Here is a 13,189-nt window from a genome sequence, read left to right as displayed (position 1 = left end):
CAGCCGCCATCTCTGCCCTATGTCCGCCCAGCGGGTATAATCGAACTATACGTTGAGCCAACCGAGAGTGGAGACGAGTAATGACGGATGCCTCGATCGCAGAAGATCGTACGCGCGCGTTGATCGCTCAGGCACGGACCGTAAACGGCCTGTCGCCGTCGCTGCATTTGGTGCCGCACTTCAACATCCGTCAGCTCTTGTCGCAGCACGCGAAAACGTCGTCGTCCGCGCCATACCTGATCTTCCTCGACCGCGACGGCAGCCGCGAGCAGTTGAGCTATGCCGAGTTCAACGCGCGCGTACATCAAGTCGCCAACATGCTGCACGACGATCTGGGCGTCCGGCGCGGCGACCGTGTGGCTACCATTGCGCACAATCACAGCGACACTGTGTTGATCTATTTCGCGTGCTGGGTGATTGGAGCATGCGTCGCCCCACAAAACGTAACCGAAGACGACCGGCGGATCGCGTTCATCTTACGCAATAGCGAGGCGAAAGTCGTGCTGGTGCGCAGCGAATATATGGAGCGCGCCGTCCAGATCGTTCACGGACCGGAGTCGGATGGCTTGGGCGCGCCGAACATCCGGACGATCGTGCAGGTCGGTGGAGAGCCGGTGGAGGACATCCCGCACTTCCAGACTCTGGTGAAGAATCTGCCCTATACCTATCTTGGCGACGGCGCGCCGGTCAAGTCCAGTGACGACTCGGTCTACGTCAGCCCGCGCGTCCCGACGCTTGAGGACGAGGCACTGCTCGTCTATACCAGCGGGACCACCGGCGCACCGAAGGGCGTTGTCCTCACCCAGTACAACCTGCTCGTCGACGCGCACGGAATCGCCTCGGCGCAGTCCATCACGGGAAATCAGCGCCTGATGTGCGTGCTGCCCATTCACCACGTCAACGGCATCGTCGTCACGCTCGTGACGCCGCTGTTGGTCGGCGGTTCGGTCGTCCTCAACCGCGCGTTCTCAGTCTCGACGTTCTGGCGGACGGTGATTGCGGAACGCGTCAACATCGTCAGCGTTGTGCCGACACTGCTTCAGTTCCTGCTCGAACAAGCACGCGAGCAGCAAGCGTCGGGTCTGCCACTGTTTGGCGAGGGAATACACCGGCGCGGCCTGACGCACTTCCGACACTTTGTCTGCGGCGCAGGCACGCTGTCGGTCGCGCTCGCCCGCGACTTCGAGGACACGTTTGGAATTCCGATCCTGCATGGTTACGGCCTGAGCGAGACGACCTGCTACAGCTGCTTCCTGCCAATTGACATCACGTGGAACGAGCATCAGGCGTGGCTGCAAGACTTCGGATACCCGAGCATCGGCCTCCCGATTGGCGTCAACGAGATGGCGATCTTCAATGAGGCGGGTCAGCCCGTCGGCGAAGGCGAGCGCGGCGAGATTTGCGTGCGCGGACACAATGTCATGCACGGGTATTTCAAGCGTCCCGATGCCAACGCCGAGACGTTCAAGTTCGGCTGGTTTCGCAGCGGCGACGAAGGGTTTTTCAAGCGCGACAAGCTCGGTCGGACCTACTTCTTTATCACAGGCAGAATCAAGGAACTCATCAACCGTGGCGGGGTCAAGTTCAGCCCGTTCGAGATCGAAGAAGTCATGCTTGAAATTCCCGGCGTCCGCGTGGCACTTGCAGTCGCTTTCGCAAACGACTACTACGGCGAAGAAGTTGGCGCGTATATCGTGCTAAACGAGGGCGCCGAGGTGACCGAGGACGACGTCTTGCGCCACTGCCGCGACCGGCTCACGTTCGAAAAGTCGCCGAAAGTCGTGGTGTTCGGCACGGAAGTGCCGGTGACGACCACCGGCAAGTATCAGCGCCTGAAGCTGCAGGATCAATTCGCCGAATACCGCGCAACTCAATTTAAGAAATGACGCGCCAGTCCGCCTAGATTGCCAGCTCGTGCAGGTTCGTCACGGCACGCTTCAGGTCGGCCTCGGCAACAACGAACGAGATGCTGCACTCCGAGCTGCCTTGCGCGATCATGAGCACGTTGATCTCCTCTGTGCCCATCGCTTGAAACACGCGGCCTGCGACGCCCGGCGTGCCGCGCATGCCTGCGCCCACCGCCGTCACAATGGCAATATCGTCACGAATGGAGATCTCTTCGACGTTGTTGCGCGCGATCTCCGCGTCGAGGTCTTCCTCGATTGCCAGCTTAGCGGCGGCGGCGCGTTCGTCGGTCACGACCATACACATCGCCTGTTCGCTCGAAGACTGTGAAATCATCAGAATATTCGCGTTCGCGCGCGCCGCTGCCGTGAATACCCGCCCCGCAATGCCGGGCACGCCGATCATGCCGCGCCCGCCCACGGTCAGCATCGATACGTTGCGCACAGCCGTGACCGCCTTGATGACCGTTGTCGACGGTTCGCTTTGCGGCGTCACCAGCGTACCGGGGTGGTCGTAGTTGAACGTGTTGCGGACCCGAAGCGGCATCTCGAGATCGAGGATCGGCTGCACGGTCTTCGGATGTAATACCTTTGCCCCGTAATATGCCAGCTCTCCCACTTCGGTATACGACACCTGCGGGATCACCTTCGCGCGGCGGTCGATTCGCGGGTCGGTCGTCATGACACCGTCCACGTCCGTCCAGATCACCAACTCGGAACTACCGGTATAAGCAGCGAAGATCGCGCCGCTGAAGTCGCTGCCACCACGACCCAGCGTCGTAACGGCGCCGGTCGGCGTGGCGCCGATAAAGCCGGTCAGCACCGGCGTAATGCCTGACTCAATCAGCGGCATCAGCCCGGACTCGATCCGAGTCCGCGTTTCGCCCCAGAACGGCGCCGCCGCGCCGAATTTGTCATCCGTCACGACAAACTGCGTTGCATCCAGCGGGCGGCTGTCCACGCCTTGCTCGGCCAACCCTGCCGCCACGAGGCGCGCGCTCAAGCGCTCACCGTGGCTTACGACTGCGTCCCTGATCTTCGGAGACGCCTCGCTCAAGATGTTGACGCCGTGGCAAATCTCGACGACCTCGTCGATCAGCTTATTGAGCGTGAGCGACACCGTATCGCGGGCTTTTCCGGGGCTGGTCAGCGCGTTGAGCGCCTCCTCGTGCCGGTCGCGCAGCTTCTGCGCTTCGCTGAGGTAGCCCCACTTGTCGCCGTTTACGGCCAGCCCGATGATGTTGATCAGGCTGTCGGTTACGCCGGACATCGCCGATACGACGAGGACGGGCCGGTTTCCCGCTGCACGCTCGCGTTTGGCGATATGGATGACATTGCTGATGGCGTCTGCGCTGCCAACCGATGTCCCGCCGAACTTCATGGTGATGATGGACACGATCCCTCCGCCTAGCGCACCACTCCGGCGCGCCGAAAATCCTGTAGCACAATCCGTTCCCACGGTTGATCGGTGCACGCCGTGACATACACCGCGCCGCGACGCATGCACTCGGCGCGAATGTCCGCCTGCCACTGTTCGAGGCGCTGACGGTACAGCGCCAGCAAACCCGGGTCGAGGCTGACCTCCTGCGCGTTTCCGGTCTCGCTGTCCACGAGACGCAGGTCGCCGGCGACCGTTGGCTCGACTTCGTCAGGGCTGAGGACGTGAACGACCACGATCTCATAGCCTCGCCCAGCCAGCTTACCGAGGCCAGTGGCAAAGCCGGACGTGCTGAACATGTCGGAAATCAGAAAGAGCAACCCGGGGCGGGCCGCCTTGGCCGCGTAGTCGCTCAGCAGTCCGTCGAGATCGGTCTCGCCGTGCCCCTTGACCTCGTGCAGGTAGCGCAGCATACGCACCGTGTGCTGGCGCCCTCGCGATGGACCGAATCCATCCGCGTCGACGAGTGTCGATATCGTCAGACGGTCGTTCTCGCCGAGGCTGACGTACGCCAGCCCCGCAGCAAGGCGCTTGGCGAACAGCAGTTTGTTGAATTCCGCGCCGTCGATGTCGTTGGGAAAGTCCATCGACGCCGAAGCGTCGACGATAATGTGGACGGCCAGGTCTTCCTCGTCCTCCATCAGCTTGATGACCGACCGATCGCTGCGGGCGTAGACATTCCAGTCCAGCCGGCGCAAATCGTCACCCGGAACGTAGTTGCGGTAGTCGGCGAATTCGACGCTGGTGCCGCGCTTGCGCGAACGGCGGTCGCCTTTCATTACACCCGCGCGGACGTGCCGCGCAACCAGACTTAGCGAGTCGAGCTTGCGGCGCACGGTTTCGTCCAACAGCAGTGGTTCGCCAGCCATAAAGCCTCCTAGTACGCCCCCTGCCGCATCAATACGCGGGGCAAGGTCATCATCAGTATTTGTACATCAAGGCTGATCGACCAGTTCTCAATATAGTAAATATCTAACAGGCACATCTCGTCGAAGGGCACCTCGCTGCGGCCGCTGACCTGCCAGAGCCCGGTAATCCCGGGCATGGTCTCCAGCCGTTGCCGGTGCCACGGCTTATACATCGCCACCTCGTCCGGCGTCGGCGGACGCGGACCAATCAGGCTCATTTGACCGCGTACGACGTTGATCAGATTCGGCAGCTCGTCGAGGCTGGTACGACGGATGAACTTCCCCACATGGGTGACACGCCAATCATCCTTGAACTTCGGGTGCAGCGGATCCTGATCGTACTGCGAGATCATCTCCTGCTGATATTTGTCGGCGTCGGGAATCATGCTGCGGAACTTATAGATCGTGAACGGCCTGCCGTTCTCCCCGATGCGGCGCTGGGCATAGATAATTGGCCCCTTGCTCTCGAGCCGTATCGCCAACGCCACGAGTACGAATACGGTCAAGATGACCGGCAGTGCGACTAAGATCAAGAGCACGTCCATGACGCGTTTGAGCAAACGCTCGATGCCCTTGAGCTTCGGCTTGCCCGTCACGCCAAGCAGCGGGATCCCATCGAGATTCTCAACCTGAACTTGCCGCAGGTTGAGCTGGAACAGATCGGGTACGACACGTACGTCGGCACCTGCACGGCGGGCTGTGTCCACCATCTGCAGAATCTGATCGTGGTGCGACCATGTCAACGTGATCACGACCAGATTGACTCGATGCTGCTCGATCATGGCCGCCAAGTTCGAGAAGCCGCCGAGGCCGCGCACGCGTCCCAAATCCGTCGCGCCGATTTCCGGGTCGTCATCGAGGTATCCGACCGGCACGTAGCCAAGCTCCTTGCGTGCCAACATGGTGCGCAGTACGGCCTGCCCCACCTCGCCAGCGCCAACGATTAGCACACGCTCCACACCGATTCCCTGTGCTCGGCGTCGAGCATCAACCATGCGCTTGACGATGCGCGCGCCGCCCAGCAGCGCGACCGTGAAGACGGCAACCCAGACCAGCATCAAGCGGCTGAAGAACAGCGGCTGAAAGATGAAGCTGAGCGCCATCACGACAACAGTCGCGTTCGTCACACCGTTGACGACAGTGAACAGCTCCTGCATGTAGGCCCTACCGCGCACGTGGCGGTACAGCCCAGACCCGCGATACTGGATCGTCAGCCACACGACGTATACGACCATATACGGGATGTATGGCTCGAACGTCGTCGTGTTGATTTCAAGCACGGGGCGGATAATCTGAAGCTGGTAGCGCACGACGTAAGCTACGGCAAACGCGGCCAACGCCAGCACGACATCAAGCCACGGGAAGAGCTCCACTTGCGCGGCGGAATTCGCCTTCTGCGCGTTCATTCAAAACCCTTGCGATACGCACCCACCGTTTGGCGCGCAGTCTCGGTCCAGCTAAATGTCCCGGCCCGTTCGATACCGGCCCGAGCCGCCTTCAGTCGCCAAGCCTCGTCCGTGTTGGCACGCCGGAGCGCACTTACAAGGTCGTCGACCGAGTGCGGGTCGACGCCCAGCGCGACATCCCCGGTGACCTCGGGCAGCGACGACACATTTGACGTGACGACCGGCGTCCCGCACGCCATCGCTTCCAGCACGGGCAGGCCAAAGCCTTCGTGAACTGAGGGAAACACGAACAATTCGGCGCTATTGTACCAGAGGGGCAAGTCTTCAACAGGCACGTAACCAACGAACCGGACGGAGGACTCGAGGTTGAAACGACGGACAGCTTCGAATACGTCGTCGGCGAGCCAACCCCTTCCGCCCCCGATAATCAGCGGGGGACGGTCGTTAGGATCAAGCTGCGCATACGCCGTCAACAAACGAACAAGATTTTTGCGCGGCTCGATCGTCCCGACAAACAGCCAGAAGCGATCCGGCAGGTTCTTCGCCGCACGAAACGCTTCGACATCGGCTTCCGGCAGCGGGCGATACCGTTCAGGATCGTGCGCGCCGAGGGCAATGTCGATCTTGTCACGAGGGATGCGAAACACGCTCACTAGATCGTCAGCGGTGCTTTGCGAAATGGCGATGACACGTCGTGCGCGGCGGCACGAAAGCGGCGTCAGCATGCGCAGGTATAACCTGCGCGCAGCAGTCAGCACCTGCGGATAGTGGACGAAGCTCAGGTCGTAGACGTTGACGATCGTCGGCACCCGTGACAGCACGGGCGAAACAAACGCCTGCGCATGCAAACCGTCGATGCTGCGCACTGCCCACGGCTGGACCACCTGCTCCCATGCGATGCGCTTTACCGGGCTACTCGTGTCGATGGTGCTGCGCTGTACGACAAAGCCGTCCAAGTTGGCGGAGAACTGTGCCCCGACGAACGCGGTCAAGCGCCAGTCGTCAGGCACGACACGCGGAAGCCAGCGCATGACGTTGGCCATGTAACCGGCGATTCCAGCCGCCCGATAGCTGGCGTCTCCGCTCAGAAGGTGCGCGTTCAATCCAATGTGCATGGTGGGGCATTATATGGGAGTGTTCTAATTATGCCTACGCCGTAGCACAGGAGTATAGTAGTTCGCAAACGAAGGAGAAGTCACCGGTGCGGCCAACGCTATCGCCAGCAAACGTCTCTCTGCTCTCCACCGTCGCGCAGGTGCGCACAGGCTGGGTCACGGCGGTACGCTGGTCGCCCGACGGACAAACGATCGCCGTCGCGACCGGGCAGCAGGTCAACCTCTACGTCCGTTCGTTCGGTGCTCAGCCGACGTTCAGGCTAACCGGCTTCGACGCGCCCGTCAAGAACATCGCGTTCAGCCGCTACGGAAAGATGATTGCCGCAGCCAGCGCCGACGGTTGGCTGAGACTCTGGGACATTCGTGCGGCGCCGACCCGATCACATACCTTCCAAGCCGACGACTCCCTGACCTGCGTATGCTTCAGCGGAGACGAGCGGCGCGTTGTAGTTGGAACAGGCGAAGGCGAAGTTCGCATCTGGGAGATTGCGACCGGGACCTCAGCGATCATGCCGGACCGGCACGCAGCTGAAGTCACGGCCGTAATCTGGGACTCGGGATGGGTGTACAGCACCGGCCGGGACGGCAAGCTGCTCCGCCATAATGTTTACGAGGGCGGGACGGCCCGCGTCGTAGCAAACTACACCGACGCGCTGCGCGACCTTGCCCTGAACACGCGCGGTCGTGTAGCACATGCAGTCAGCCGGGATGGCAACCTGAATTCGTGGTCCAGTGAGGGCAACCTGCGCAGTAGAGTGCTTGCCCATGATGGCGGAGCGGACTGCGTCGCCCTCACAACCAACTATGCGCTGCTAGCTACCGGAGGGCGTGACAACCTCGTTCGCCTTTGGGATGCCAAAGTACTCATCACGGACGAGGCCGAACCCATCGCGACACTGAATGCGCACACCAAGCCGGTTCTCGCCGCCGCGTTCAACCCGCTCGGAACCATGCTCGTCACTGGAAGCGGTGACAATAGTGTAAGGCTGTGGTCGGTCGAGGAACGCAATAACGCCGGAAATTGATTACACGGTTCTAACCCCACTGCGCTATAATCTCCACATTGCGAAAGACAGGGTTAACGGATGGAACTCGGAATCATTTCGGACATCCATGGAGACCTACGCGCCTTAGACACCGCCTTAGAACGACTGACCAAGTACCATCACGTACAGCACATCCTGTGTGCGGGTGACCTTATTGGTCGCGGCCCCGAATGGAACGCCGTGGTCACGAGAGTCCGCGAGATGGGTATTATTTCCGTTCGAGGCAACCATGACGAGTGGGATGCCAGCCTGAGCCCCGAGAATGCAGAGTTCATCCAGTCTCTGCCGATCGATTGGCGTGGCAGATTCGGTTCGACGTTGGTGTACTTGTGTCACGGTAAGCCGGGTAACAATTTGTGGGGTCTGTACCGCGACCACATCTCCAATACGCTGCTGGATATGATGCTGGCGTCGCTGAAGGTGGACGTGCTGGTGACCGGCCATACGCACGTGCCGCTGTATGCTCGTGTGAGCCGCGGCTGTGCGGTAAACCCGGGCTCGCTCTACACATTCAAGAGCGCACGCTCGACATCGCACAGCTACGCAGTTCTGTCGCTCCCTTCGCTGGAGTTCGAAGTGTTCGATCTGACGCGGCCCATCAACGAGCCGATGAGCGCGGAGTTGTACCGCTAGTCGATCGTGAATTCCCCAAGATCGAGGGTGTCGCCCCCTTCAGGGCGCAAGAGTCTTTCCGTCCCGCCGTCGACAAACCGGTAGACCACAACGCCAGCGCGATACGTCCCGCTTGGCAGAGGCGCACCATCAGGTGTGGTCAGTACCTTGGGGTCGTATACCACGTCGCCCGGAAGCATGCTTGATGCGGGTCGCTCGCCCATCATCGGCGGGCTGTCCATCTGCGCGACCAGCGTGCCGTCCGCGTCGAGCAGGAACGCGCTTGTAACCAGCATTTCCGTCACGGGCGATTGGACCGACCACCATAAGTCGATACGCCCGCGATTCTGCAGAAGCCTTGCGCGCCTCAGCACCAGCGGGCCGATGCGGCCAACGTCGCTTTCCTGCACGCGATCGAACCGATAGCTGTCCAGCCTACTGTCCTGGATGTGCTGCGTGGTCCGCTGCATCGTCTGTACGAATCCGGCCTCACGCAAGACATCGAAGACGTGTGTCTCGGAACTCCAGTGCAGCAGCCACACGGTGTCGTACGATTCAATAACCTGCGGCAGTTCCTCGGCGAAGGTCGTCGGCTGGCCCTCGCGCCATCGTTTCAGCGACCGCAGATCGGTACCGTCGGGCAGCACGCGATCGAAGTAATACTCCAGCATCGAATCCCCGCCGCCGATCTCCATGAGCACCAGTTCGTCGGTACGCACGAACGACGCAACCGTGCCGACGTACTGCTCCCACGGCCCCTTGACGCGGTAGAAGTCGACTGACGTAGCGCCGGACACAACAATCGCAGCGACCATGAACGTTCGCGCTCCAACTGGAAACTGCATTAGGCCCAGCGCAATCAACAGCGCGATGGCTGGCGTGACGTGGGAAATGCGGTGTGCCGCGAGTACCGGCACGAAATTGGTCGCGATCCACGTCAACGCCAACGGCAGCGCGATCCACAGAACCAGCAGTACGCCGATGCGCCGATCCTGTGTCCGTGCTAAGAGCCTGAACAACGTGGCTGCGCCGACCCCGAGCAGACCCAATGTCAGCGGCCACATCTGCCCGAACCAGATATCGCGATAGCGCAGCAGAGTGTCCCACGTGGCGGGGTCGGCACGATCCGCCCCTGCGCCGTTTCCGATCTGCTGCACGCCAACGGTGAACAGCCACGGGACTACGGCGGCAGCAGCAGCGGCCAGCGCGGCGACCACCGGGAACGCTCGGCGCGGGCGCATGGTGAGAACGGCGTGCAGTCCAATCGTGATCGGAACCCACGCGCCGAGGTAATTAACATACACCAGCGCCGCACTGCTCAATAGAAGCACGATCAACATGCTCCGCCGGCCGTGTTTGAGCCAGCGAACGTAGGCGATCACTGCCGCGACCGACAGGGCCGACTGCACGGTATACATCCGCGCTTCTTGACTGAGATCAACCTCGAGATCGGACAGTACCATCACCAACGCTGCCAGCGCGGCGAACACCGGTCCCGCACGCCTGCCGCGCGTCTCGACTAGATCGAGCGCAAGCCGAAATACCAGTGCGACCGACACCAAAGCTGCCAGCGCTGACGGCAATCGCAGCGCCATCTCGGAGGTTCCAGCAAAGCCCGTCCATAAGCGCATCGCGCCGAAGTACAGCGGCGGGTGAACGTCGGAGCGCAGCAGCCCCACCAAGTCGGGCGCCTGTGTGGCGAAGTAGGTGAACCCCTCGTCCGCCCAGATGTTCTGCGCGTCGATATTATGAATGCGTACAGTCGCGGCCGCCAGCAGCAGCGCCACGATCACGAGCCACGTGCGGCCTGAGATTCTAGACACGGATTCCTGCGGCGCGCGCCCGCTCAAGCACCGATCGCGCCGCGCGGATCATCGGCATGTCGATCATCTTGCCTTCAAACGCGAACACACCCTCGCCTGCCGCCTCATGGGCGTTGAACTCAGCCACCAGCCTGCGCGCACGGTCGATCTGTTCTGCTGTCGGCGTGAAGACCTGTTGGATCGGGTTCACCTGCCGCGGATGGATCACGAACTTGCCGGTGTATCCCATCTCCATCGCGACCTGCGCATCGGCGACGAGCAGCGTTTCGTCCGCCTTGTAGTCAATGAACGGCGTATCGAGTGCTTGCAGGCCGAACGCCTTGGCGTGCAGTACGACCGCACTGCGCGCATACTGCGACTCATGCCCGCCTTGCGTGCGAACGGCTCCCATGTCACCCGCAAGATCTTCTGCGCCGAACGCCAGCGCATCCAGCCGGCGCGACGCAGCGGCAATCTCTGCGAGGCGTACGACGCCCATTGCCGTTTCGACGATCGCGATCAAACGTATCGCGCCCGAAGGCCAGCCCCGGTGCTGCTCTGCTGCCGCAAGCCACGAGTCGACTTGCGAAATGCCGGCTGCAGATTCGACCTTAGGCAGGACATACGCATCGGGCCGCCCGTCGATTGTGCCCTCTAAGTCAAGTTCACACAGTTCACCAGCCGAAACCGGATTGAGGCGCACAGTACGTTCGATGCCGCCGAAATCAACCTCGCTCAACGCCGATGCGACAGTCGCGCGGGCCGTCGGTTTGTTGGCAGGCGTGACGGCATCTTCGAGATCCATGATGATTGAGTCGGCACCGGCAGATGCGCCTTTTTCGATTTTGCGCCGATCGTCCCCCGGCATGAACAGCATCGCCCGCCGAACGCGTTGAGAAGTCATCGTTTCCCCTCACCAAATGCCCTGAGTGTGACGCCGAACACCATCATCGTCAAGCGCCGAACCGTGTGCTATCGTTTGGTGGCTTCGGCAAATGAGCGGTGAGGTGCATTGATGCGGTGGTTGGTGATCGGGGTGATCGTGCTGGTCGTCGCGGGGTGCGAAACGCTGGAGGAAACGGCGCAGCTTCCGACTCGCATGCAGCTCCCGTCCGAGACTGCAGCGTCGTCCGTCCCACCGCCCTCGACACCGGCGACCGTACCGGCGCTTGAAAGCACAGATCAGACACGCATTCTGCTGCCGCTGGAACCCATCGAGAGCGAACTCACCACCGGCGAGGTCGAGCGCTGGGTACTCCCTGCCGAGGCCGGCGATCGAATTCGTATCCGCAGCGTAAGCACCGCGACCGCAGTCGAGTTGACTTTGCTGAACCCCACTGGCCTGCCTATCGCAACCGGCCTTGACGTCCTCGAACTCACGTTAGGCGGTGACGGGACGTACACGCTTGAGGCACGCGCAGCCACGGGCGCAGGGTCCTATCAGCTGGGATTGACCGTCGCCGAGGAGCCACCACGGCCTGCGCCAACATTCACGCTCCCTCCGGTCGTAGTCGGTGTTGCGACACCGACGCCCGCCTATGCAGGTCTCGGCCGGTTCGTCGGCGAACTTGCCAACGGCACGACACGCCCTGCCGAGTTCGAGCCGGTTGACGAGGCGCATGTCTATACCTTCAGCGGAACTGAAGGCCAATACGTGCGCTTGCGCCTCAACGTGATCAACGGCGACCTCAAGGCTGTGATGACTATCTTCGATCCGGCCGCGGTCGCGATTGCAGCCGACTCCGAAAGCGACAATGGCAACGCGGTCCTGCGCAATCTGAGGCTGCCGGCAGACGGTGAATACTCGATACAGGTTGCTCCGAACGGCCAGCCCGGCACGTATGCCATCGACCTGACGGTGTATGACGCCCCAGTCGCGATCACGCCGACCTACAACTTGACGCCGACAGCCACGATCGCGACGCCGGTGCTGACGCCGACATATCCGACGGCCGCGCCTGGTGAGCGGGTCAGCATAGAACAGCCCGTCGTCGGCCAGATCGAACAGCCGGGCGATATCGAAGTCCACAGTTTCGCGCTGCGCGCCGGAGACATCGTATCCATCGCGGTCAGTGCCGCAGCCGAGTCCTCGCTCATCCCGCGCATAGAGCTGATCGACCCGGACGGCGCGCCGGTGTTCGCCGTCGTGGGAAACCTTTCTCCCACCGTCCGCGAAGCGCTCATCTCGCCATTTACTGCGCTCCTCGACGGCCCGTACACGGCTATTGTCAGCGGCGAAGGCGAAACGACAGGCAGTTACACGTTCTCGTATGGCAGCGGCGCTGTGCGCGAGTTCGTGTTCAAGGGCGCGCTGCGCGCCGACCGCGGCGAAATCTCGACCCTCTTGCGGCCGGCGACCGGCGATATCTGGCATCTCAGCCTAACCCGGGGCGATCTCATTACCGCAGGAGTCACACCGCTGGACGGCAGCATCGCGCCGATACTGGAAATGACGAGTGCGCGCGGTGAACTGATCGGCATCGATGCCGAAGGCGCAGGACCGCGTTCCCCGTTGATCTCCGGCGTGCGCGCACCGGAAACCGGGCTGTACTACTTGCGCGTCCGCCCGCAGCGCGCCGACACCATCGGCCAGTACCAGATCATCTTCCGCTATCTCGATCTTGGTGGCACGCCAACGCCGGTTCCGGGAACGCTGCCGATTCTGGTGACTAACGGGACTCTATCGATCGACGAATACGACTTTTTCCCGCTGCAAGGGCGCGCCGGACAGCGGATCTTGGTGGCCGTCGATCCGCTCGAGGGTTCGCCGATCGACCCGTATGCGGCGGTAATCGGCCCGGATGGGCGGGTTCTGATCGAAGGCGACGACAGCGGCGGCACGCTCAGCGCGTACTTCGAAGCAGAGCTGCCAGAAGACGGCCTGTATCAAGTGCGCATCAATGGGTATCTGTCGGCAGGGAGTTACCGGCTCACTGTCACCGAAATCTTCGACTAGCG

General features: G+C 61.8%; 10 protein-coding genes. 4 read left to right on the top strand and 6 right to left on the bottom strand.

From position 1 onward, the window contains the following. Positions 1 to 80 precede the first annotated feature (80 nt). Positions 81 to 1,886, top strand: a complete 1,806-nt coding sequence (locus tag IPM16_04935) for an acyl--CoA ligase (GenBank protein MBK9122454.1) — start codon at positions 81 to 83, stop codon at positions 1,884 to 1,886. 13 nt (positions 1,887 to 1,899) lie between these two features. Here the strand turns inward: IPM16_04935 and IPM16_04930 are convergent, their stop codons facing one another. The 4 genes from IPM16_04930 to IPM16_04915 are packed head-to-tail and all read right to left on the bottom strand — an operon-like array spanning position 1,900 to position 6,771. Further along, positions 1,900 to 3,300 (bottom strand): aspartate kinase, encoded by a 1,401-nt coding sequence (locus IPM16_04930; protein MBK9122453.1) that lies wholly within the window; start codon positions 3,298 to 3,300, stop codon positions 1,900 to 1,902. Positions 3,301 to 3,311: 11 nt separating this feature from the next. Next, entirely contained in the window at positions 3,312 to 4,211 is a 900-nt protein-coding gene (locus IPM16_04925; GenBank protein MBK9122452.1) for a DUF58 domain-containing protein, read from the bottom strand. An 8-nt stretch (positions 4,212 to 4,219) separates the two neighbouring features. Continuing rightward, a complete protein-coding gene (locus IPM16_04920; GenBank protein MBK9122451.1) occupies positions 4,220 to 5,656 on the bottom strand; it encodes a sugar transferase in 1,437 nt (478 codons plus the stop codon). After that, positions 5,653 to 6,771, bottom strand: coding sequence for a glycosyltransferase family 4 protein (locus IPM16_04915; protein ID MBK9122450.1), 1,119 nt, complete (start codon positions 6,769 to 6,771; stop codon positions 5,653 to 5,655). Before IPM16_04915 ends, IPM16_04920 begins: the two co-directional genes overlap by 4 nt. 86 nt (positions 6,772 to 6,857) lie before the next feature. Here IPM16_04915 and IPM16_04910 point away from each other — a divergent pair, with 86 nt between their 5' ends. Both IPM16_04910 and IPM16_04905 read left to right on the top strand, forming a co-directional pair. After that, on the top strand, positions 6,858 to 7,796 hold the full coding sequence (locus IPM16_04910; protein ID MBK9122449.1) for a hypothetical protein: 939 nt from the start codon (positions 6,858 to 6,860) through the stop codon (positions 7,794 to 7,796). 60 nt (positions 7,797 to 7,856) lie between these two features. After that, positions 7,857 to 8,450, top strand: coding sequence for a YfcE family phosphodiesterase (locus tag IPM16_04905; protein MBK9122448.1), 594 nt, complete (start codon positions 7,857 to 7,859; stop codon positions 8,448 to 8,450). On the opposite strand, the gene IPM16_04900 is transcribed toward IPM16_04905, so the two are convergent. Both IPM16_04900 and IPM16_04895 read right to left on the bottom strand, forming a co-directional pair. Continuing rightward, entirely contained in the window at positions 8,447 to 10,252 is a 1,806-nt protein-coding gene (locus IPM16_04900; GenBank protein ID MBK9122447.1) for a glycosyltransferase family 39 protein, read from the bottom strand. The two genes, IPM16_04905 and IPM16_04900, sit on opposite strands and share 4 nt — an antisense overlap. After that, on the bottom strand, positions 10,245 to 11,135 hold the full coding sequence (locus IPM16_04895) for a CoA ester lyase (GenBank protein ID MBK9122446.1): 891 nt from the start codon (positions 11,133 to 11,135) through the stop codon (positions 10,245 to 10,247). Before IPM16_04895 ends, IPM16_04900 begins: the two co-directional genes overlap by 8 nt. Positions 11,136 to 11,246: 111 nt before the next feature. On the opposite strand from IPM16_04895, the gene IPM16_04890 reads away from it, so the two are divergent. Further along, positions 11,247 to 13,187, top strand: a complete 1,941-nt coding sequence (locus IPM16_04890; protein MBK9122445.1) for a PPC domain-containing protein — start codon at positions 11,247 to 11,249, stop codon at positions 13,185 to 13,187. The last annotated feature ends 2 nt before the right edge of the window (positions 13,188 to 13,189 follow it).

The organism is Candidatus Flexicrinis affinis, from assembly GCA_016716525.1.
Lineage (GTDB): Bacteria > Chloroflexota > Anaerolineae > Aggregatilineales > Phototrophicaceae > Flexicrinis > Flexicrinis affinis.
The sequence above is the reverse complement of the archived record's forward strand: the minus strand, read 5'-3'. Positions and strand labels throughout refer to the sequence as shown.

What these genes read in the sequence shown, in the direction of transcription:
- IPM16_04935 (MBK9122454.1), top strand. Translation starts at nt 81, where the DNA reads ATGACGGATGCCTCGATCGCAGAAGATCGTACGCGCGCGTTGATCGCT.
- IPM16_04925 (MBK9122452.1), bottom strand. Translation starts at nt 4,211, where the DNA reads ATGGCTGGCGAACCACTGCTGTTGGACGAAACCGTGCGCCGCAAGCTC.
- IPM16_04920 (MBK9122451.1), bottom strand. Translation starts at nt 5,656, where the DNA reads ATGAACGCGCAGAAGGCGAATTCCGCCGCGCAAGTGGAGCTCTTCCCG.
- IPM16_04915 (MBK9122450.1), bottom strand. Translation starts at nt 6,771, where the DNA reads ATGCACATTGGATTGAACGCGCACCTTCTGAGCGGAGACGCCAGCTAT.
- IPM16_04905 (MBK9122448.1), top strand. Translation starts at nt 7,857, where the DNA reads ATGGAACTCGGAATCATTTCGGACATCCATGGAGACCTACGCGCCTTA.
- IPM16_04895 (MBK9122446.1), bottom strand. Translation starts at nt 11,135, where the DNA reads ATGACTTCTCAACGCGTTCGGCGGGCGATGCTGTTCATGCCGGGGGAC.
- IPM16_04890 (MBK9122445.1), top strand. Translation starts at nt 11,247, where the DNA reads ATGCGGTGGTTGGTGATCGGGGTGATCGTGCTGGTCGTCGCGGGGTGC.